This is a genomic window from Streptomyces sp. NPDC014995 (genome assembly GCF_043080745.1).
Lineage (GTDB): Bacteria > Actinomycetota > Actinomycetes > Streptomycetales > Streptomycetaceae > Streptomyces.
Window position 1 is genome coordinate 141,384 of the sequence record NZ_JBIBVX010000022.1, and the last position, 21,278, is coordinate 162,661.

The 21,278-nt window shown below is 71.6% G+C and carries 16 protein-coding genes; 8 read left to right on the top strand and 8 right to left on the bottom strand.

The genetic code is table 11. From position 1 onward, the window contains the following. Positions 1–45 precede the first annotated feature (45 nt). From ACF1A1_RS35030 to ssd, 3 genes are read right to left on the bottom strand one after another with little or no spacing between them, the layout of a single operon-like run. The gene (locus ACF1A1_RS35030) at positions 46–915 is read right to left on the bottom strand and encodes a type II secretion system F family protein (RefSeq protein ID WP_392005532.1); all 870 of its coding nucleotides are present in this window, start codon (positions 913–915) and stop codon (positions 46–48) included. Beyond that, positions 899–2,107, bottom strand: coding sequence for a TadA family conjugal transfer-associated ATPase (locus tag ACF1A1_RS35035; RefSeq protein ID WP_392005534.1), 1,209 nt, complete (start codon positions 2,105–2,107; stop codon positions 899–901). The genes ACF1A1_RS35030 and ACF1A1_RS35035 overlap by 17 nt, the downstream gene beginning before the upstream one ends. Further along, positions 2,104–3,216: a septum site-determining protein Ssd gene (gene ssd / locus ACF1A1_RS35040; protein WP_392005536.1), complete on the bottom strand. Its 1,113-nt coding sequence runs from the start codon at positions 3,214–3,216 to the stop codon at positions 2,104–2,106. The genes ACF1A1_RS35035 and ssd overlap by 4 nt, the downstream gene beginning before the upstream one ends. 570 nt (positions 3,217–3,786) lie before the next feature. On the opposite strand from ssd, the gene ACF1A1_RS35045 reads away from it, so the two are divergent. Then, positions 3,787–4,623 (top strand): HAD family hydrolase, encoded by an 837-nt coding sequence (locus ACF1A1_RS35045; protein WP_392005538.1) that lies wholly within the window; start codon positions 3,787–3,789, stop codon positions 4,621–4,623. A 373-nt stretch (positions 4,624–4,996) separates the two neighbouring features. Here the strand turns inward: ACF1A1_RS35045 and ACF1A1_RS35050 are convergent, their stop codons facing one another. After that, positions 4,997–5,821, bottom strand: a complete 825-nt coding sequence (locus ACF1A1_RS35050; RefSeq protein ID WP_392005539.1) for an oxidoreductase — start codon at positions 5,819–5,821, stop codon at positions 4,997–4,999. Between the two features lie 101 nt (positions 5,822–5,922). Here ACF1A1_RS35050 and ACF1A1_RS35055 point away from each other — a divergent pair, with 101 nt between their 5' ends. After that, entirely contained in the window at positions 5,923–6,903 is a 981-nt protein-coding gene (locus ACF1A1_RS35055; RefSeq protein ID WP_392005541.1) for an ATP-binding protein, read from the top strand. Positions 6,904–6,930: 27 nt separating this feature from the next. Here ACF1A1_RS35055 and ACF1A1_RS35060 read toward each other — a convergent pair whose 3' ends face one another. Next, a complete protein-coding gene (locus ACF1A1_RS35060; RefSeq protein ID WP_392005543.1) occupies positions 6,931–8,211 on the bottom strand; it encodes a hypothetical protein in 1,281 nt (426 codons plus the stop codon). 337 nt (positions 8,212–8,548) lie between these two features. Between ACF1A1_RS35060 and ACF1A1_RS35065 the strand changes: the two genes are divergently transcribed. The 6 genes from ACF1A1_RS35065 to ACF1A1_RS35090 all read left to right on the top strand — a co-directional run bounded on the left by ACF1A1_RS35065 (position 8,549) and on the right by ACF1A1_RS35090 (position 17,585). After that, positions 8,549–11,380, top strand: coding sequence for a SulP family inorganic anion transporter (locus ACF1A1_RS35065; protein WP_392005545.1), 2,832 nt, complete (start codon positions 8,549–8,551; stop codon positions 11,378–11,380). A 790-nt stretch (positions 11,381–12,170) separates the two neighbouring features. Next, entirely contained in the window at positions 12,171–14,126 is a 1,956-nt protein-coding gene (gene acs / locus ACF1A1_RS35070) for an acetate--CoA ligase (RefSeq protein ID WP_392005547.1), read from the top strand. A gap of 207 nt (positions 14,127–14,333) precedes the next feature. Next, positions 14,334–15,773, top strand: coding sequence for a Na+/H+ antiporter NhaA (gene nhaA, locus ACF1A1_RS35075; RefSeq protein WP_392005549.1), 1,440 nt, complete (start codon positions 14,334–14,336; stop codon positions 15,771–15,773). A gap of 81 nt (positions 15,774–15,854) precedes the next feature. Beyond that, on the top strand, positions 15,855–16,343 hold the full coding sequence (locus ACF1A1_RS35080; RefSeq protein ID WP_392005551.1) for a phage holin family protein: 489 nt from the start codon (positions 15,855–15,857) through the stop codon (positions 16,341–16,343). Then, positions 16,340–17,278, top strand: a complete 939-nt coding sequence (locus ACF1A1_RS35085; RefSeq protein WP_392005552.1) for an alpha/beta fold hydrolase — start codon at positions 16,340–16,342, stop codon at positions 17,276–17,278. The genes ACF1A1_RS35080 and ACF1A1_RS35085 overlap by 4 nt, the downstream gene beginning before the upstream one ends. Before the next feature lie 127 nt (positions 17,279–17,405). Then, positions 17,406–17,585 carry a hypothetical protein gene (locus ACF1A1_RS35090; protein WP_392005554.1) on the top strand — a complete coding sequence of 60 codons (180 nt, stop codon included), beginning with the start codon at positions 17,406–17,408 and terminating at the stop codon, positions 17,583–17,585. A gap of 31 nt (positions 17,586–17,616) precedes the next feature. On the opposite strand, the gene ACF1A1_RS35095 is transcribed toward ACF1A1_RS35090, so the two are convergent. From ACF1A1_RS35095 to nth, 3 genes are all read right to left on the bottom strand, one after another. Further along, positions 17,617–18,816 (bottom strand): MarP family serine protease, encoded by a 1,200-nt coding sequence (locus ACF1A1_RS35095; RefSeq protein ID WP_392005556.1) that lies wholly within the window; start codon positions 18,814–18,816, stop codon positions 17,617–17,619. 13 nt (positions 18,817–18,829) lie between these two features. Continuing rightward, entirely contained in the window at positions 18,830–19,492 is a 663-nt protein-coding gene (locus ACF1A1_RS35100; RefSeq protein ID WP_392005586.1) for an NUDIX hydrolase, read from the bottom strand. 790 nt (positions 19,493–20,282) lie between these two features. After that, positions 20,283–21,104 (bottom strand): endonuclease III, encoded by an 822-nt coding sequence (gene nth, locus ACF1A1_RS35105; RefSeq protein WP_392005558.1) that lies wholly within the window; start codon positions 21,102–21,104, stop codon positions 20,283–20,285. Between the last annotated feature and the right edge of the window lie 174 nt (positions 21,105–21,278).

Sequence of the window (21,278 nt, forward strand, 5' to 3'; positions counted from 1 at the left end):
CGGCCGCACCCGGCCCGCCCGAACGATCCGCCGCCCGCTCCCGCCTCACACCTCCTCCGCGCCCCGCACAATCCGCATCGCCCACCACATCCCGACCCCCTCCAGCACCCCGCCGACCAGCAGGCACCCCCATCCCGCGCCGGTGTGCAGCAGGACACGCAACGGGTCGGCGCCCAACGCGGTGCCCAGAGCCAGGCCGAGGACCGGCAGCCCGGCGAGCATCACCGCCGTCGAGCGCGCCCCCGCCAACTGCGCGGACAGGTCGGCTCGCTGGTCACGCTCGGCTCGCAACGCCCCTTCCAGGCGGTCGAGTCCGGCGGCGAGACCCGCGCCCTGGTCCACGGCCACCCGCCAGCACGCGGCGAGCCCCAGCAGGCCGTCAGCCCCGGGTTGCCGTGCCGCTGCCGCGAGCGCACCGGGTACGTCCCCGCCGAACCGCGCCGCCGCCAGCACGGCGGCCTGCGCCGGGCCCAGCCCTCCGGAGTCACGGGCGGCCCGTTGCAACGCCTCGCCGGGCTGCCGTCCCGCGCGCACCTCCCCGGCGAGCGCCGCGCACAGCGCGATCACGGCGTCACCCCGGCGCTGTCCGGCCCGCCGTACCTCCCGCGTCCGCCGCACCCGGCGCAGCAGGGGCACTCCGGCCGCCCCCGCGACGGCCGGCAGCACCGAGGCACCCAGCACCGCCAGGGCCACTCCAACGACCGGCGCCCACCACTCGGGCCGCCACCGCCCACGGACCTTCCGCAGCTCGCAGGCCAGGTCCCGCCACGACGGAGGTCCACTGCCGACCACCCCACCTCCCGCCAGCAGCAACTGCGCCCGCCGGGCTCCGGAGTACGGCCCGCCGAGCAGCCAGATCGCCGCCCCGGCGCAGACCGCGGCCGTCGCCATCGGCACCTCAGGCATCACGCTCATCTCCCGTTCCGCTCCTCTCACTTCGCAGCAGTTCCCGCAGCCGCTCCCACCCGCGCTCGCGGCGGAACGCCTCCGCCCGCCACCGCAGCGCCGGCACCGTCCGCACCAGCCCGGACGGGTCCCGCTCCAGCACGTGCACCTCGGAGATCCGCCGCCGCCCGTCCCGGTCACGCGCCAGGTGCAGCACCACCGACAGCGCGGCCGCCAACTGGCTGTGCAGCGCCGCACGGTCGAGCCCGGCCGCCGTGCCGAGCGCCTCGAGGCGGGCGGGCACGTCCGCGGCGGCGTTGGCGTGGACCGTCCCGCAACCGCCTTCGTGTCCCGTGTTCAGGGCGGCCAGCAGGTGGACGACCTCGGGTCCGCGCACCTCACCCACGACCAGGCGGTCCGGCCGCATCCGCAGCGCCTGCCGCACCAGGTCCTCGAGCGTGACGAGCCCCGCTCCCTCCTGGTTGGCGGGTCTGGTCTCCAGCCGGACGACGTGCGGGTGATCGGGCCGCAGTTCCGCGGAGTCCTCCGCGAGCACGATCCGCTCCCCCGGTCCCACCAGCCCCAGCAAGGCGCTGAGCAGGGTCGTCTTACCGCTGCCGGTGCCGCCACTGACCAGGAAGGACAGGCGGGCCCGCAGCAGGTCCCGCAGCACCTGGTCGCCGCCCGGCGGCACCGTGCCCGCGGCCACCAGTTCGTCGAGGGTGAACGCCCGCGGCCGTACCACCCGCAGCGACAGGCAGGTGCAGCCGACGGCGACCGGGGGCAGCACCGCGTGCAGCCGGGTCCCGTCGGGCAGCCGCGCGTCGGCCCACGGCCGGGCGTCGTCCAGACGCCGTCCGGCGACCGCGGCCAGGCGCTGCGCGAGGCGTCGTACGGCTGCCGCGTCCGGGAAGGAGACGGTGGTCAGCTCGAGGCCGCCGCCGCGGTCGACCCAGACCCGGTCCGGGGCGGACACCAGGACGTCGGTCACCGAAGGGTCGGCGAGCAGTGGCTCCAGGGGCCCACTGCCGACCAGTTCGGACCGCAGGTGCTCCGCCGCACCGAGGACTTCCGCGTCTCCGAGGACCCGCCCCTGCTCCCGCAGCGCCTGGGCCACGCGCGCGGGAGTCGGCTCGGCGCCGCTCTCGGCGAGCCACTGCCGTACGCCGTCGAGCAGTGCGCCCGTGCCCCTCAGCCTTTCGAGTCCGGGGACCGTGCTCATGCGCCACCCGCCTCGACCAGCGCCCGCTCCCAGAACTCCTTGCAGAACCGGGCGAGGGGCCCGCGCGGGGCCGCGCCGGGTGGTGCCTTGCCGCCGTCCGGGCACAGCAGGCCCGACTCGACGGGTACCTCACCGACCAGTGGCAGTCCGAGCAGCCGGGCGACCTCGCGGTCGTCGAGTCCGGGCGCGTGCGGCCCGCGTACCACCACCCGCAGGTCGCGCAGGACCATGCCGACGGCGGAGGCGACCCGTCCGGCCGCCGCGACGGCGCGCAGTTCGGCGGGGACCACGAGGAGCCCGACGTCGATCTGGGCGAGGGCCTCGGCGACACCGTCGTCGATGCGGCGCGGCAGGTCGACGACGACCGTGCCGCCCCGGCGGCGGGCCGCGGCGAGCACCGCGCGCACGGCCTGGGGCGGGATGGCGACGCAGTCGCCACGGTCCCAGCTGAGCACCCGCAGCTGGTGCAGCTCGGGCAGCGATTCCTCCAGCGCGCCGCCGCCGACCCGCCCGCGCGAGGCGGCGAACGCGGGCCAGCGCAGTCCTGCCGCGGTCTCGCCACCGAGGAGTACGTCGAGTCCGCCACCCAGCGGATCGGCGTCCACGAGGAGGGTGCGGAGTCCCTCACGCGCGGAGGTGACGGCGAGCGCGCACGCGAGCGTGGACGCTCCGGCCCCGCCCCGCCCGCCGACGACACCGACGGTCAGAGCGGGCCGGCCGACGCCCTCGGCGACGTCGGCGATGCGGTCGACCAGCCACTGTTCGCCATCGGGCAGCACCAGGACGTGGTCGGCGCCGATCTCGACAGCCCTGCGCCACACTCCGGAGTCGTCCTGGTCGCGTCCGACGAGGACCACTCCGCGTCTGCGGGCGGCCCCGCGCACGCGGCGCGCGGCGTCGTCGCCGACCAGGACGAGCGGTGCGGTCTCCCAGCCGCCCCGGTGCTCCGGCACCGAGGGGTGCACCTCCGGTGTGGCGCCCGCCGCGGCGCACAGCCGCAGCAGGTCGTCGAGGAGCTCGGCGTCCTCGGTGACGATCAGCGGCCTGCCCTGCCGTCCTCCGGCGGCGGGCGGCGGGTCGTGTGTGACGGCTCCGGTCACGGCTTCCATCCCCCTTCGCCGCGTGGCGCGCACCTCTCTGCGGCCCCGCGAATCCCCTGTGTGTGAAGACCCGGTGGCCGGGCTCCATATGAACGGCCGGCGGATACCGGCCTCCGCGTCCGGCAAACGGAACCGGCCATGAACTCGGCGCGAGCGGACGCGTGGGAATCACGGTGCAACGAACCCGGAAATCGTGTGGATCTTGGTGGATAACTGTGGACGAGTGGGTGGTTGTGGATATCGCTGTCACCCATACAGGTGACCGCCACACCGCTCCCTGTGCGACTTCCGCAGAGCAGTCCGATGACTACGGACGGTGACGAGGTGTGGGCATGCGAAAGAGGCGCCCGCGATCGCCTCGACACGGCACCGCAGACGCCTGCAGAAGGGGAAAACCCATCCGGACATGCGACGACCCCCGCCGGGGGGGAGAGCGGGGGTCGTCTCCACGGCCGACTCGGGGGGGGAGGAGCCGGACCGGGTTAGCACGGTCGCGAACGATCCGTGACTTCCATGGTGTACCCGAGAGCCCTCTCAGGCAAACCCACGCGCCCACCTTACGCCGAATGGGCTGCCCCTATGCTCTGGGTTGTGGAAAACCACTCCTTGCCCCGCACAGCGGCCTTCTTTGACCTGGACAAGACGGTCATTGCGAAGTCGAGCACGCTCACCTTCAGCAAGTCCTTCTACCAAGGCGGGCTGATCAACCGCAGGGCGGCCTTGCGCACCGCGTATGCCCAGTTCGTCTTCCTCGTGGGCGGTATGGACCACGACCAGATGGAGCGGACTCGCGAGTACCTGTCCGCACTCGTGCGCGGCTGGAACGTCCAGCAGGTGAAGGCGATCGTCGCCGAGACCCTGCACGACCTGATCGACCCGCTCATCTACGACGAGGCGGCCTCCCTGATCGAGGAGCACCACACCGCCGGCCGCGACGTCGTCATCGTGTCGACGTCCGGCGCCGAGGTGGTCGAGCCGATCGGCGAACTGCTCGGCGCGGACCGCGTGGTCGCCACCCGCATGGTCGTGGGCGAGGACGGCTGCTTCACCGGCGAGGTGGAGTACTACGCGTACGGCCCGACCAAGGCGGAGGCGATCAAGGAACTGGCGGCGTCCGAGGGGTACGACCTCTCGCGCTGCTACGCCTACAGCGACTCGGCGACCGACCTGCCGATGCTGGAGGCCGTGGGCCATCCGCATGCCGTGAACCCGGACCGCGCCCTGCGCCGCGAGGCCGTCGCGCGCGGGTGGCCGATTCTCGACTTCCACCGGCCGGTGCGGCTGAAGCAGCGCATCCCGTCGTTCTCCGTCCCGCCCCGGCCGGCACTGGTCGCCGCGGCCGCCATAGGAGCGGCGGCCGCCACGGCCGGCCTCGTCTGGTACGCGAGCCGGCGCAGGGCGGCGGCGAGCGCCTGAGCCGGGCCCACAAGACCCCCACCAGAGCATCCGATTAACGCCCGTTTGCGAGTAAAAGTAAAGAACTGGTGGCGGCACTTCCGCTTGCCGGGGTCCTGGAGTACAAAGGACTCAACGGCCCGCGAGACCAAGGACATCCGAAAGGATCACCTTAATAACGCAATTGGCCCCACGGACCGCAGCATGAACATCGGGCACCCACGCGACGTCGACCCGTCGATTACGGGCCAGCCACACCAGGTGACGGGCAAAGTTCCCGACCTGATGGGCGACATTCGAGGACGCCTGGTAACTCGGTGAGCATGCCAGCGGCGGTACGAGGACTCGTACCGCCGCACCTTTGTTCAGGCCCCCTTCCGGGGGCCTTTTCCCGTTACGCCGCCCCGCGTTGCAGCGCCTCGCACACCGCCGTCGACTCGCGGGCACCCAGCTCGACCGCCCGGCCGCAGTGGGCGATCCAGGCCGCCATGCCTTCTGGAGTCCCGGAGACGTAGCCCTCCAGGGCGGCCAGGTAGGCGGCCCGGCCCAGTTCGGCGTGGCCCACCTCGGCCGGGCAGACCGACTTCGGGTCGAGGCCGCTGCCGATCAGGACGATGCGCTCGGCCGCACGCGCGACCAGGCCGTTGTGGGAGGCGAAGGGGCGCAGCGCCAGCAGTTCGCCATGGACGACGGCGGCCGTCACCAGGGCGGGAGCGGAGCTGCCCGCCACGATCAGTCCGGCCAGCCCCTCCAGTCGGCCGGAGACCTCGTCCGCGCCGGGCAGTGGCAGCTCGACCAGCGGCTCGTCGACCGGTTCACCGGCCTGCCGCGGGCGCCCGACCTCGTCACTCTTGCTCGCCGCGGCCACCAGGTGCAGCCGCGCCAGCACCCGCAGGGGCGACTGGCGCCAGATGGACAGCAGCTGACCCGCCTCGGCGGTCAGCCGCAGCGCCGCCCCGACGACGCGCGCCTCGTCGTCGACGCGGAAGTCACTGCGGCGGCGCACCTCCTCCAGGGCCCAGTCCGCGCCGGACAGCGCAGCCGAGCCACGGGCGCCGCGAAGGGCCGCCTCCGAGGTGATCGCGGTGCTGCGGCGTCGCATGATGCGGTGCCCGTAGACCCGGTCCACGGCCTTGCGCACGGTCTCCACGGACTCGGCCACACCGGGCAGTGCGCCGAGGGCCGCGAGCGGATCGGCGGTAGCGCCTGTCGTACTCATGAGTACGACACTACGCAACGGCACGGCTCACCCCTCGTAGGAGTGGTCTTCTTCACGCACCCCTGCCACGTACAGCTGTCACGGAACTACGCTTGGTGAACATGAAAATTGCTTTCGTCGGGAAGGGTGGCAGCGGCAAGACCACCCTGTCCTCCCTGTTCATCCGGCACCTCGCAGCTGACAGCGCACCCGTGATCGCGATCGACGCGGACATCAACCAGCATCTGGGACCCGCGCTCGGCCTCGACGAGGCGGAGGCCGCCGCACTGCCGGCGATGGGCGACCGGCTGCCGCTGATCAAGGACTATCTGCGCGGCTCCAATCCCCGCATCGCCTCCGCCGAGATGATGATCAAGACGACCCCGCCCGGCGAGGGCTCCCGGCTGCTGCGGGTGCGCGAGGACAACGCCGTGTACGACGCCTGCGCCCGCGCCGTGGAACTCGACGGCGGCGCGGTCCGTTTGATGGTCACGGGCCCCTTCACGGACGCCGACCTGGGGGTCGCCTGCTACCACTCCAAGACGGGAGCGGTGGAGCTGTGCCTGAACCACCTGGTGGACGGCCGTGACGAGTACGTCGTGGTCGACATGACGGCCGGCTCGGACTCCTTCGCCTCTGGCATGTTCACCCGCTTCGACATCACGTTCCTCGTCGCCGAGCCGACCCGGAAGGGGGTCTCCGTCTACCGCCAGTACAAGGAGTACGCCCGCGACTTCGGCGTCGAGCTGAGAGTCGTCGGCAACAAGGTGCAGGGTCAGGACGACCTCGACTTCCTCCGCGCCGAGGTCGGCGACGACCTGCTCGTGACGGTCGGGCACTCGGACTGGGTGCGCGCCATGGAGAAGGGCCGGCCGCCCCGGTTCGACGCCTTGGAGGACTCCAACCGCCACGCCCTGGACCGGCTGCGGACGGCCGTCGACTCGGCGTACGAGCGGCGCGACTGGGAGCGGTACACGCGCCAGATGGTGCACTTCCATCGCAGAAACGCCCAGGCGTGGGGCAACGAGCGGACTGGGGCCGACCTGGCCGCGCAGATCGACCCCGGCTTCGTCCTCGGTGAGAGCGTCACCGCCTCCGTGTGATGCCGGTGCGGCAGCTCCGCCCGACGGTTACTGCTTGGCCGCCGGTGCCCCCGGCACGCCCCTCGGGGCCGGGGCGGGGCGGCCGGACAGGAAGGACGCCCAGCCCTGCTTCGGGGCCTCGCCGACGCCGAGGGTGCGCAGCTTGTCCAGCGTCTTCGGGTCCTGGGCGTCCAGCCAGTCGGCCAGCTGCCGGAAGGAGACGCAGCGCACCTCCTCCTTGGTGCAGACCCTCTCCACGACCTCCTCGACGGCGCGCATGTACGTGCCGCCGTTCCAGGACTCGAAGTGGTTGCCGATGATCAGTGGCGCGCGATTGCCGTCGTAGGCCCGCTGGAAGCCCCTGAGCAGGCCGTCCCGCATCTGGTCACCCCAGTACCGGTGCTTGGCGGGGTTGCCCTGGGTGGTGGTGCCGGACTGGTTGACCATGAAGTTGTAGTCCATGGTGAGCTGCTCGTAGGAGTGGCCCGGGAAGGGCACGAGCTGCATCGACAGGTCCCACAGGCCCTCCTTCCTGCCGGGCCAGACCTGGTTGTTGACGCCGCTGGTGTCGTAGCGGAAGCCGAGTTCCCGTGCCGCCTTCATGAAGTTCTCCCGGCCTTCGAGGCAGGGGGTACGGGCGCCGATGAGTTCCTTGTCGTAGTCGAAGGGCAGCGGGGCCGCGTCCTTCATGCCGGTGTTGGTCTTCCAGGTCCTCACGAACTGCTTGGCCTGGGCGATCTCGTCCTTCCACTCCTCCACCGACCACTCGCCGACGCCGCCGCCCTTGCCGCAGAAGTGGCCGTTGAAGTGCGTGCCGATCTCGTTGCCCTCAAGCCACGCCAGGCGCAGTTGTTTCACGGTGTCGGCGATGCCCTGTGGGTCGTTGAAGCCGATGTCGGAGCGGCCCGGCGAGTGCTGTGGCGGCTTGTAGAGGTCGCGCTTCTCCTCCGGCAGCAGGTACACGCCGCTGAGGAAGTACGTCATCGTGGCGTTGTTGGCCTTGGCCACCTCCCGGAAGTGGGAGAAGAGCCGCTGGCTGTCCTCGCCGGCGCCATCCCAGGAGAAGACGACGAACTGCGGCGGCTTCTGGCCCGGCCGCAGGCGTTCGGGTCTGGGCAGGTGGGGCTGGGCGCCGGTGAAGGCGGTGGAGCCGTCGCCGATCAGGCGGACCGCGCTCCTCGGGGCCGGGGCCGGCTTCCCCTTCTGCGGACCGGGCGCCCCTTCCCGGGAACGGTCGGGCCCACCGGTTCCCGTCGCACAACCGGCGAGCGATGCGGCGACGGCCGCGGCGACCACGGCGCCCGCGGCGATCCTCTGGGTGGCGGCCATCTTCCGCCCACCTTCTTCCTTCTCTCGGGCCAACGCCGGCAAGGGCGTTCTCGGTGGCGTGCCGGGACGAGCCGACAGCGCCGCCAAGGTCGCACGGGGCCGAGAAGGAATTAGTACGACAAGCCGATCAAATGCTCACTTCCTCCCTGCGGGTGATCTATTGACCCATTTGCCCGCAATATCCATGCTTGGCCTTTACTCTGCATTACGATCTGTTTACCGAGCGTTGATTTTTCATCCCGCCACTGCACGCCGTGACCCACGGCCGCGACCGCCCCCGCCATCGACGGGGGACCACTTGTTCCGCGACCGCGCTGCCCCGGAGGAGACGGGAAACATGTCAGCCTGCGTCCCCACCCGCACGTCCGACTCGACGCGCATCCAACGCGTCCATCCGCCGCACAGCCCCCCACCGGCCCGGCGCCGCCGCCTCCGGATCGCCGGCGCCGACGTGTCCGCCTCGATCGCGGTCTTCCTGATCGCCCTGCCCCTGTCCCTCGGCATCGCCCTCGCCACCGGCGCGCCCCTGCAGGCCGGCCTCGTCGCCGCCGCCGTCGGGGGGATCGTCGCCGGATGGGTCGGCGGTGCGCCACTCCAGGTGAGCGGCCCCGCCGCCGGCCTGACCGTCGTCACCGCCGACCTCATCCACCGCTACGGCTGGCGGACGACGTGCGCCATCACCGTCCTCGCCGGACTCGCCCAACTCGGCCTCGGGTGCCTGCGCGTGGCGCGCAGCGCGCTCGCCGTCAGCCCGGCCATCGTGCACGGCATGCTCGCCGGCATCGGCGTCACCATCGCCGTCGCCCAGCTGCACATCGTCCTCGGCGGCAGCCCGCAGAGCTCCGTCCTCGACAACCTCCGGGCCCTGCCCGCCCAGTTGGCGAATCTGCACCCCGCCGCCGTCACCGTGAGCGCGCTGACGCTGGCCCTGCTGCTGCTCTGGCCACGCTTGCCCGGCCGGATGGGCCGCCTGCTGCGCACGGTGCCCGCGGCACTCGTCGCCGTAGCCGGGGCCACCGCGACCGCCGCGCTCGCCGGCCTGACCCAGCCCAGGGTCGAGCTGCCGTCCTGGAGCAGTCACGCCCTGGTCGGACTCCCCGAAGGGCCGGTGCTCGGTCTCATCGCGGCCGTACTCACCATCACCCTGGTGTGCAGCGTGCAGTCGCTGCTGGGCGCGGTCGCCGTGGACAAGCTGATCGCCTCCCGTCCCGGCCTGCCCGCCCGTGTCGGGCGCTCCGACCTGGACCGCGAACTGCTCGGGCAGGGCTCCGCCAACATCGTCTCCGGCGCGCTCGGCGGACTGCCCGTCGCGGGCGTGGCCGTGCGCAGTTCGGCGAATGTGCACGCCGGTGCCGTCAGCCGGAACTCCACGATGCTGCACGGCGTTTTCGTAGTAGTCGCCGCGCTGCTGATGGTCCCGATCCTGGAGTTCATCCCGCTCGCCTCGCTCGCCGCCCTGGTGATGGCCGTCGGCATCCAGATGGTGTCCCTGCACCACATTCGCACGGTGACCCGCCACCGAGAGGTGCTGGTGTACGCCGTCACCACCCTCGGCGTGGTGTTCCTCGGCGTCCTGCAGGGCGTGGCGCTGGGGATCGCCGTGGCCGTCGCCGTCTCCCTGCACCGCCTCGCCCGCACCCGGATCACGCACGACGAGAAGGAAGGAGTCCGTCACGTACACGTACGAGGACAGTTGACGTTCCTCGCGGTGCCACGGCTCAGCCGCGCCCTGCATCACGTACCCCAAGGCGCCCATGTCGTCGTCGAGTTGGACGGCTCCTTCATGGACCACGCGGCGTACGAGACCCTGCAGGACTGGCAGAAGACGCACACCGCGCAGGGCGGCTCCGTAGAGCTGACCGGCCGTCGCTCCGGACCGGGGGGCTCGATTGCCGAGCTCACCGCCGTCGAGACTCCCGACCCCACCCCGGTCGCGGGCGCCCCCCTCGCCGGCTGCCGCTGCCGCCCGTGGACACCCTGGCGCAACCACCAGTGCGAGGGCCCGCGGTCCACGCCCTCGCACTCACCCTCCTCCGGCGACCGCGCCGACCATCGCGCCGACGGGCACCTGGAGGAGGGATCGCCGCTCGGGGAACCGGGTGGGGAACCGGGTAGGGAGCCGCCTAGCGGACGGGAGCCGGGCGGAAAGCCCGGCGGGTCTCCCGCCGGGTCCGCGACAACCGACAGGTCCGCGCGGTCCGGCACCTCCGCCCGGTCTGGCACTTCCGCCGAATCCGACGCCTCCACCCAGTTCGGTACCTCCGCCAGATCCGACGCCTCCACCCAGTCCGGTACCTCCGCCAGATCCGACGCCTCCACCCAGTCCGGTACCTCTGCCAGATCCGACGCCTCCACCCAGACCGGTACCTCCGCCAGATCCGACGCCTCCACCCAGTCCGGTACCTCTGCCAGATCCGACGGCCCGGCCGGCTCGGACAGGGGCACTGGCTCGGACAGGGGCACCGGATCGGGCAGGGCCGTCGGCGTCGAGTCGAGTGGAGACCAGCTCGTCCGTGGCATCAGCGCGTTCCAGCGCCACACCGCGCCGCTGGTGCGGGGTGAACTGGCGCGGCTGGCCCGGGAGGGGCAACGGCCGTCGCAGCTCTTCCTGACCTGCGCCGACTCACGGCTGGTCACGTCGATGATCACCTCCAGTGGTCCCGGCGACCTGTTCGTGGTGCGCAACGTGGGCAATCTGGTGCCGCCGCCCGGGGAGGAGAGCGGGGACGACTCGGTCGCCGCCGCCATCGAGTACGCGGTGGACGTGCTACAGGTGCGGTCCATCACGGTGTGCGGGCACTCCGGGTGCGGGGCCATGCAGGCGCTGCTCAGCTCCGAACCCGGCGGCGCGCAGACCCCATTGAAGCGGTGGCTGCGGCACGGGCTGCCGAGCCTGGAGCGGATGGCCGACGGCAGCCGCCCCTGGACGCGGCTGGCCGGGCGGGCGCCCGCCGACGCGGTGGAGCAGCTCTGCCTGACCAATGTGGTCCAGCAGCTGGACCACCTGCGCGCCCATGAGTCGGTGGCCCGGGCGCTGCGGGCCGGGGCGCTGGAGCTGCACGGGATGTACTTCCACGTGGGCGAGGCACAGGCGTATCTGCTCGCTGAGGCGGGCGGGGGCGACGGGGGGTTGTTCGACCACGTAGGGGTGGTGGACGTGTCGGCATGAACCCGGTGCCGGTGTGCGGGCCCCGTCGGGGCGGGGGCGCACACCGGCACCGTCACCGGTGCGGACTGCGGCCACCGCTCCACCGGCACACAGGGTGCGGCTCGCCCTTGATCGCGTAGATGCCCTCCGGTACCGGCGGTCCAGAGCGCCCCGGCACGCTGGGGGCCGCGACGTCGCCGACCGCATCGGCCGGACATGTCCCATCCCAGTTCTCGATGCCGAGGGAGTCGCCGGGACGGAGGGTGGCCCTGCGAAGGTGCTCGGGCAGGCACTCGGGCGAAGCCCCGGCTCGAACGACCGGGACGAAGCGGATTCGGGCGGTTCCTCTCCCCGGAACCCGGTCGACTTCGCCATCAGAAACCCGGCGGCCGGACGACCCCCACAGGCCGTCCTGCGGCACCCCCGGCAGATAACGCTGTGGGCGATGCCGTACAGCCAGGCCGTCTCGTGCCCGACCCCGGGCGACAGGTGTGGGCGGAGTCCAGGACCGTTGGGAAGATCTCAGCCACCGCGACGGGGTCGCCTCGCACCGCTTACACGCGGTCCATGCGGGCCCCTTCCCCTAGGTGGCGCTTCACCTGTGTGTGGGCCGGGATGTGAAAGGCGTTACAGGGTCTGAACTCCGCCCGGTCGGCGTCCGTGGGTACGGATGACCCCGGTCGGCGGAAGGGGGGCGAAACACAGCCCCGACAGGTCTAAACCAATTGTCCGTCGGCCCTTGTCACCGGCCCCCCGGGTCTGATGAGCTGTGGTCTGGGACACAACGGACACCCTTCGAGAGGGAGATGTCGTGAGCAACGAGAGCCTGGCCAACCTGCTTCGTGAGGAGCGCAGGTTCGCACCCCCCGCCGACCTGGCCGCCCACGCCAACGTCACGGCGGAGGCGTACGAACAGGCCAGGGCTGACCGGCTCGGCTTCTGGGCCGAGCAGGCACGCCGGCTGACCTGGGCCAAGGAGCCGACGGAGACGCTGGACTGGTCGAACCCGCCGTTCGCCAAGTGGTTCAAGGACGGCGAACTCAACGTCGCGTACAACTGCGTGGACCGGCATGTGGAGGCCGGGCACGGCGACCGGGTAGCGATCCACTTCGAGGGCGAGCCCGGCGACAGCCGCGCCATCACCTACGCCGAGCTCAAGGACGAGGTCTCCAAGGCCGCGGGTGCCCTGCTGGAGCTGGGGGTCCGCAAGGGCGACCGGGTCGCCGTCTACCTGCCGATGATCCCCGAGGCTGCGATCGCGATGCTGGCGTGCGCCCGTATCGGCGCCGCGCACTCCGTCGTCTTCGGCGGCTTCTCGGCGGACGCGCTGGCGACCCGCATCCAGGACGCCGACGCCAAGGTCGTCATCACGGCCGACGGCGGCTACCGGCGCGGCAAGCCGGCCGCGCTCAAGCCGGCCGTCGACGACGCGGTCGCGCGCGTGGACAACGTCGAGCACGTGCTCGTCGTCCGCCGTACCGGCCAGGAGGTCGCCTTCACCGAGGGCCGGGACGTGTGGTGGCACGAGATCGTCGCGCGGCAGAGCGCCGAGCACACCCCGGAGGCGTTCGAGGCCGAGCACCCGCTGTTCATCCTCTACACGTCCGGTACGACGGGGAAGCCGAAGGGCATCCTGCACACCTCCGGCGGCTACCTCACCCAGGCCGCGTACACCCACCACGCCGTCTTCGACCTGAAGCCGGAGACCGACGTGTACTGGTGCACCGCGGACGTCGGCTGGGTCACCGGGCACTCGTACATCGTGTACGGGCCGCTGGCGAACGGCGCGACCCAGGTCATGTACGAGGGCACGCCCGACACCCCGCACCAGGGCCGGTTCTGGGAGATCGTGCAGAAGTACGGGGTGACCATCCTGTACACCGCGCCCACCGCGATCCGTACGTTCATGAAGTGGGGCGACGACATCCCCGCCAAGTTCGACCTCGGCAGCCTGCGCGTCCTGGGCTCCGTCGGCGAGCCGATCAACCCCGAGGCCTGGATCTGGTACCGCAAGCACATCGGCGGGGACCGGACGCCCATCGTCGACACCTGGTGGCAGACCGAGACCGGCGCGATGATGATCTCGCCGCTGCCGGGTGTCACCGAGACCAAGCCCGGTTCCGCGCAGACGCCACTGCCCGGCATCTGCGCGACCGTCGTCGACGACGAGGCGAACGAGGTGGCCAACGGCGGTGGCGGCTACCTGGTCCTGACCGAGCCGTGGCCGTCGATGCTGCGCACCATCTGGGGCGACGACCAGCGGTTCATCGAGACGTACTGGTCGCGGTTCGAGGGCAAGTACTTCGCCGGTGACGGCGCAAAGAAGGACGACGACGGCGACATCTGGCTGCTGGGCCGGGTCGACGACGTGATGCTCGTCTCCGGACACAACATCTCCACCACCGAGGTGGAGTCGGCGCTCGTCTCCCACCCGTCGGTCGCCGAGGCGGCCGTCGTCGGCGCGGCGGACGAGACGACCGGCCAGGCGATCGTCGCCTTCGTCATCCTGCGCGGTACGGCGGCGGAGACGGAGACCCTCGTCAACGACCTGCGCAACCACGTCGGGACCACCCTCGGCCCGATCGCCAAGCCCAAGCGGATCCTGCCCGTGGCCGAGCTGCCGAAGACCCGCTCCGGCAAGATCATGCGCCGCCTGCTGCGGGACGTCGCGGAGAACCGCCAGCTCGGTGACGTGACCACGCTGACGGACTCGACGGTCATGGACCTCATCCAGGCCAAGCTGCCGGCGGCGCCGAGCGAGGACTGAGCGCTCCCGCAGGACCGAGCACTCCCGCAGGACTGAGAACGATCCTCAGGGGCACCCGGTGACCAGTGCGCCGGGTGCCCTTTTCGCACCTAATGTGGAGATCAACGGATCCCTCCCCGCGCACCTTAGGTAAACTAAACAAAAAGGTGCGCCGGGAAGTCTGGTCGGCAACTGCTCCGTGCTGCCCACCAACCGGAGGTCCCTCCCGTGACCGCGCCTTCCCGCCCCACTACTCCCCGCAAGGTCCTCGCACGTCTGTCCCTGCCCGAGCGGACCTTCGTCACGGACGCGCTGCGCACCGAGACCGTCGGCGGTGTACTGCTGCTCCTGGCCGCGATCGCCGCACTGGTCTGGGCGAACGCACCCGCACTGCACGACAGCTACGAGGCGGTCAGCCATTACCACCTCGGCCCCGAGGCCCTCGGCCTGAACCTGTCGATCGAGCACTGGGCAGCCGACGGCCTCCTCGCCGTCTTCTTCTTCGTCGCCGGCATCGAACTCAAGCGCGAACTGGTCGCGGGTGACCTCAAGGACCCCAAGGCCGCCGTCCTGCCCGTAGTGGCCGCCCTGTGCGGCATGGCCGTACCGGCCCTCGTCTACCTCCTCACCAACGTCACCGGCGGCGGCTCGCTGAAGGGCTGGGCGGTGCCCACCGCCACCGACATCGCCTTCGCGCTCGCCGTGCTCGCCGTCATCGGCACGTCCCTGCCGAGCGCCCTGCGCGCCTTCCTCCTCACGCTCGCCGTCGTCGACGACCTGTTCGCCATCCTGATCATCGCGGTCTTCTTCACCGACACGATCGACTTCGCCGCTCTCGGCGGCGCGCTCGCCGGCCTCGCCGTCTTCTGGCTGCTTCTGAAGAAGGGCGTGCGCGGCTGGTACGTGTACGTCCCGATCGCGGTCGTGGTCTGGGCGCTGATGTACAACAGCGGCATCCACGCCACCATCGCCGGCGTCGCCATGGGGCTGATGCTGCGCTGCACCACCCGCGAGGGCGAGGAGCACTCCCCCGGCGAGCGCATCGAACACCTGGTGCGGCCCGTGTCCGCCGGCCTCGCCGTCCCGCTGTTCGCCCTGTTCAGCGCGGGTGTGGCGATATCGGGCAGCGCGCTCGGGGACGTGTTCACCCGGCCGGAGACCCTCGGTGTCGTCCTCGGGCTCGTGGTCGGCAAGACACTCGGCATATTCGGCGGGACGTGGCTGACCGCCCGCTTCACCCGGGCCTCGCTGAGCGACGACCTCGCCTGGGCGGACGTCTTCGCCGTCGCGTCGCTGGCGGGCATCGGCTTCACCGTCTCACTGCTCATCGGCGAGCTGGCCTTCCAGGGCGACGAGACCCTGACCGACGAGGTCAAGGCCGCCGTCCTGATGGGCTCGCTGATCGCGGCGACCCTGGCGGGCATCCTGCTGAAGGTGCGCAACGCCAAGTACCGGCGCCTGTGGGAGGCCGAGGAGCGCGACGACGACCTCGACGGCATCCCGGACGTCTACGAGGAGGACAACCCGGCGTACCACCTGCGCATGGCCGACATCCACGACCGCAAGGCCGCCGAGCACCGCCGGATCGCCGAGGAGATGGCCGCCGCGCGCCGCAGGCTTGCCGAAGTGGGGAGCGGGGCGGGCGAGAAGGGCGACCGTCCGGCATGATCTGACGGGACGGTACAAAAGACGGGACCGTACGCAGTCAGGCAGAAGACGGCGGAACCGTACAAGACGAGGGAGAACGCGATGAGCGCACCCGACGGCAGCCCGGTCGGCGCCGAACGCAGCATCGGCCAGTTGTTCGCCTCGGCGACGACCGAGATGTCGGCGCTGGTGCACGACGAGATCGCACTGGCGAAGGCACAGCTCAAGCAGGACGTGAAGCGCGGCGCGACGAGCGGCGGCGCGTTCACGGTGGCCGGCGCAGTGCTGCTGTTCTCCCTGCCGATGCTGAACTTCGCGCTTGCGTACGGCATCCGTACCTGGAGCGGCTGGAACCTCGCGATCTGCTTCCTGCTGTCCTTCGCGGCGAACGTCCTCGTCGCGGTCGTCCTGGCACTGATCGGCGTCGCGTTCGCGAAGAAGGCCAGGAAGAGCAAGGGCCCGCAGAAGGTCGCCGCGTCGATGAAGGAGACGGCGGGCGTCCTGCAGAAGGCCAAGCCGCACCCGCGGACCGAGCTCGCGCAGGACCGGGCCCCGCGGGCCATCGAGCCTGTGGCACGCTCATCGTCATGACGGACCCCGCCACGCCTTCGGCGCAGCCCTCCTCGGTCGTCCGGCCGGAGGGCCCCTGGACCCATCGCGAGGTCGCCGCGAACGGCGCGCGCTTCCACATCGCCGAGCTGGGTGACGGCCCCCTCGTCATGCTGGTGCACGGCTTCCCCCAGTTCTGGTGGACGTGGCGGCACCAGCTGACCGCGCTGGCCGACGCGGGCTTCCGGGCCGTCGCGATGGACCTGCGGGGCGTCGGCGGCAGCGACCGCACGCCCCGCGGCTACGACCCGGCCAACCTCGCCCTCGACATCACCGGCGTGATCCGCTCCCTCGGCGAGCCGGACGCCGCGCTGGTCGGCCACGACCTGGGCGGCTACCTGGCGTGGACCGCGGCCGTCATGCGCCCCAAGCTCGTACGCCGGCTCGCGGTCGCCTCGATGCCGCACCCCCGGCGCTGGCGCTCGGCGATGCTCGCCGACGTCCGGCAGACCACCGCCAGCTCCCACATCTGGGGGTTCCAGCGGCCCTGGATCCCGGAGCGGCAGCTGACCGCCGACGACGGGGAGCTGGTGGGCCGGCTGATCCGGGAGTGGTCCGGGCCCCGGCTGCCGGAGGACGAGGCGCTGGAGACGTACCGGCGCGCGATGTGCATCCCGTCCACCGCGCACTGCTCGGTGGAGCCCTACCGGTGGCTGGTGCGGTCGATGGCGCGGCCGGACGGCATCCAGTTCTACCGGCGCATGAAGCGGCCCGTGCGCGTGCCGACGCTGCATCTGCACGGCTCCCTCGACCCGGTGACGCGAACCCGCAGCGCGGCCGGCTCCGGGGAGTACGTCGAAGCGCCGTACCGCTGGCGGCTGTTCGACGGACTCGGGCATTTCCCGCACGAGGAGGATCCGGTCGCTTTCTCCACCGAACTGGTCAACTGGCTGAAGGATCCCGAACCCGATCGGTGACCAAGCCATCGCGCCCGGTATCCGGTTCTGAACACCTGTACTACGAACAGCCAATTGCCCGGCGCATAGGCCAATTGGCGGGCGCTCGGGCGGTTATCGACCTTGGGGCACGGGCACACGTCCGGGTATGGGCTGGACGCACGACTACAGTGACGCAGCACGCAACCGCCGCTCGGCCACCGGCCTGAGCTCCCACCAACGAGGGACCGCCCCGCAAGAGGGCAGCGACCTCCGGGTGGGCATTCCGCGCATCCTGCGCCGCCGGGCCCGATGGGTCTCGGTACGCCTGCGTCACCCGCGCGGCTGACCACTCCCCCACCGCGACACTCCCTGCCGCGCTACAGCGCGCAGTTGTCGCTGTCGACTTCCTGGTTCGCGGTACGTCCCCGGGCGATGTCCTGCTGGATCTCGTCCGCGGTGAGCGCGTAGCCGGTGTCGGCGTCGTCGAGGGACTTCGCGAAGACCACGCCGTACACCTTGCCGTCGGGCGTGAGCAGCGGGCCGCCGGAGTTGCCCTGGCGGACCGTCGCGTACAGCGAGTAGACATCACGGCGGACGGTGCCGCGGTGGTAGATGTCCGGGCCGTTGGCCGTGATGCGTCCGCGCACGCGCGCGGCACGCACGTCGTACGCCCCGTTCTCCGGGAAGCCGGCGACGATCGCGCTGTCGCCGCTCGCCGCGTCATCGGTGGTGAACTGCAGTACGGGCGCGTCGAGATCCGGTACGTCCAGGACGGCGATGTCGCGCTTCCAGTCGTACAGCACCACGGTGGCGTCGTACTTGCGGCCCTCACCGCCGATCTGGACGGTGGGCTCGTCGACGCCGCCCACGACGTGCGCGTTGGTCATGACGCGGCGCTCGTCGAAGACGAAGCCGGTGCCCTCCAGTACCTTGCCGCAGCTCTCCGCGGTGCCCATGACCTTGACGATGGAGCGCTGCGCGCGGGCCGCCACCGCACTGCCCGCGAGGGTCGGGTCGGGCGGCCGGACGTCGGTGATCGGCTCGTTGGCGAACGGGCTGAAGACCTGCGGGAAGCCGTTCTGCGCGAGGACGGAGGAGAAGTCGGCGAACCAGGTGTCGGCCTGGTCGGGCAGCGCCTGGGACACCCCGTGCAGCACCTTGGAGTTACGGACCTCCTTGCCCAGCGTGGGCAGGGTGGTGCCGGCGAGGGCGGAGCCGATCAGCCAGGCCACGAGCAGCATGGCGACGACGTTGACGAGGGCGCCGCCGGTCGCGTCCAGCGCGCGGGCCGGGGACCAGGTGATGTACCGGCGCAGCTTGTTGCCCAGATGGGTGGTCAGGGCCTGGCCGACGGAGGCGCAGACGATCACGACGACCACCGCGACGACGGCGGCCGTCGTACTCACCTCGGAGTTGTCGGTCAGCGCGTCCCAGATGACGGGCAGCAGATAGACGGCGACGAGGCCGCCGCCCAGGAACCCGATCACCGACAGGATGCCGACGACGAAGCCTTGGCGGTAGCCCACCACCGCGAACCACACAGCCGCGACCAGCAACAGGATGTCCAGCACGTTCACGAAGGACACCCTGTCATGACCGCCAGTCGAGCGGGACCTGCTTGTCGCGGTCCCAGGGACGCTCCCACCCCGCGAAGTGCAGCAGGCGGTCGATGAGACCGGCGGTGAACCCCCATACGAGAGCGGATTGGACGAGGAATGCGGGGCCGCTGTGTCCGCTGGGGTGGACGGCCATGGCGCGGTTGCCGGGGTCCGTGAGATCCGCCACTGGGACCGTGAAGACGCGGGCGGTCTCGTTGGGATCGACCACTCCGACCGGGCTGGGTACGCGCCACCAGCCGAGCACGGGGGTGACGACGAAACCGCTGACCGGGATGTACAGCTTGGGCAGCACGCCGAAGAGCTGCACGCCGGCGGGGTCGAGGCCGGTCTCCTCCTCCGCCTCGCGCAGGGCCGCCCTGAGCGGCCCGTCGCCGTGCGGATCGCCGTCCTCCGGGTCGAGGGCGCCGCCCGGGAAGGAGGGCTGCCCGGCGTGCGAGCGCAGGGAACTGGCCCGCTCCATGAGCAGCAGCTCCGGCCCGCGCTCGCCCTCCCCGAAGAGGATGAGCACGGCCGACTGCCGCCCCGCGCCGTCCTCCGGGGGCAGGAAGCGGCTCAGCTGGACCGGCTTCACCGTCTCCACGGCCTGCACGACCGGCTCCAGCCAGCCCGGCAGACCTGCTTTGGTGAGTGTCACCGAACCGCCCTGCGTGTTGCTCGCGTTGCTCGCGGGTGTCACCGCCGCACCACCCTCCGTCCTGCCGAGTACAACGCCCGAGGGGCCGTAGATCGTTCCGCGCGGCGCACCCATGCCGGGGCGGCGGGGTCCGGTGGGCGGCGGAGAGGCGGAGCCGCCGTCGGGGCCGGCTGGGGACCAGGGACGGTCGTTGGCGTGAGGGCCGGCTGGGGACCAGGGACGGTCATTGGCGTGAGGGCCGGCCGGGGCCTTGCGGACGGTCCTGCCGTACGGCCTGACCGGGGACCGGGGGAGGGTTCCGCCGTACGGCCCCACGGGGGGCATGGGGAGGGTTCCGCCGTGGGCCGCCCGGGCCGAGGGCCGAAGGCGGGCTCGGCCGTCACCCGCGACCGGGAGTCGAGGGGCGGACTCGCCATCCCCGAGGCGGGGTCGATGGGCGGGTGGCCTGTCGTGTGACCGAAAGACAGTTCGCCCGATGTGCGACCCATGTGCGGTTTATCCGATACGCGGTCGAAGACCGGTTTCGCCGACACCCGCCGCCGGAGGCCGAGGCACGGACTCGCCGCCCCCCGCGCAGAGGCGAAGCCCCGCTCCTCCAGCACCCGTTGCCGGAACCCGAGGCGCGCACCCGCCACCCCCGGCACAGAGCCGAAGCCCCGCCCCACCAGCACCCGTTGCCGGAACCCAAGACACGGACTCGCCAACCCCGGCGCCGAGCCGAAGCCCCGCTTCACCGACACCTCCCACCCGAAGCCAGGAGTCGCACTTGCCATCCCCGGCGCACCTCCCGTCACCCGGTGGCCCCCAGCGGCGGAGCCGGCCTGCCGCCCGCCTCCAGGTAGGCCTGTGGGGGGTTGAGGCGCTGGCCCGGGAAGCCGCCCTTCTCGTACTTCAGGAGCTTCTTCGCCTTCTCCGGGTCCGTCTCGCCCTCGCCGTACGCCGGGCAGAGCGGGGCGATGGGGCAGGCGCCGCAGGCGGGCTTGCGGGCGTGGCAGATACGGCGGCCGTGCCAGATGACGTGGTGGGAGAGGTCCGTCCAGTCGCTCTTGGGGAAGAGCGCGCCGACCGCGGCCTCGATCTTGTCGGGGTCGGTCTCCTCGGTCCACCGCCAGCGCCGAACGAGCCGCTGGAAGTGCGTGTCCACGGTGATCCCGGGCCGGCCGAACGCGTTGCCCAGCACCACGAAGGCGGTCTTGCGACCGACGCCGGGCAGCTTCACCAGGTCCTCCAGCTTCCCGGGGACCTCGCCGCCGAACTGCTCCACCAGGGCCTTCGACAGCCCTATCACCGACCTGGTCTTGGCCCGGAAGAAACCGCAGGGCCGGAGGATCTCCTCGACCTCCTCCGGGTTGGCGGAAGCCAGGTCCTCGGGCGTGGGGTACTTGGCGAAGAGGCCGGGGGTCGTCTGGTTCACCCGGAGGTCGGTGGTCTGGGCCGACAGGACCGTGGCGACCACCAGTTGGAAGGGGTTCTCGAAGTCCAGCTCGGGGTGGGCGTAGGGGTAGACCTCGGCGAGCTCGCGGTTGATCCGGCGGGCGCGGCGGACGAGGGCCGTACGGGACTCGGGCTTCCCGGCCGCGGCCGCGGGCTTCACAGGCGTCTTCTTCGTCACCTTTGCCGTCTTCCTGACCGTCTGCTCACCCTCACCCGAGACCTGTTCGCCCACAGCGGAATCGCGACGTACAACCACCCGCCCAGCTCCCTCGGCCTGTGCTCTCACCGGCGTTTTGGACACCCGGCCAGCCTAAAGCCCCTCACCGACATCCGCCCCGGCCCCGCAAGATCG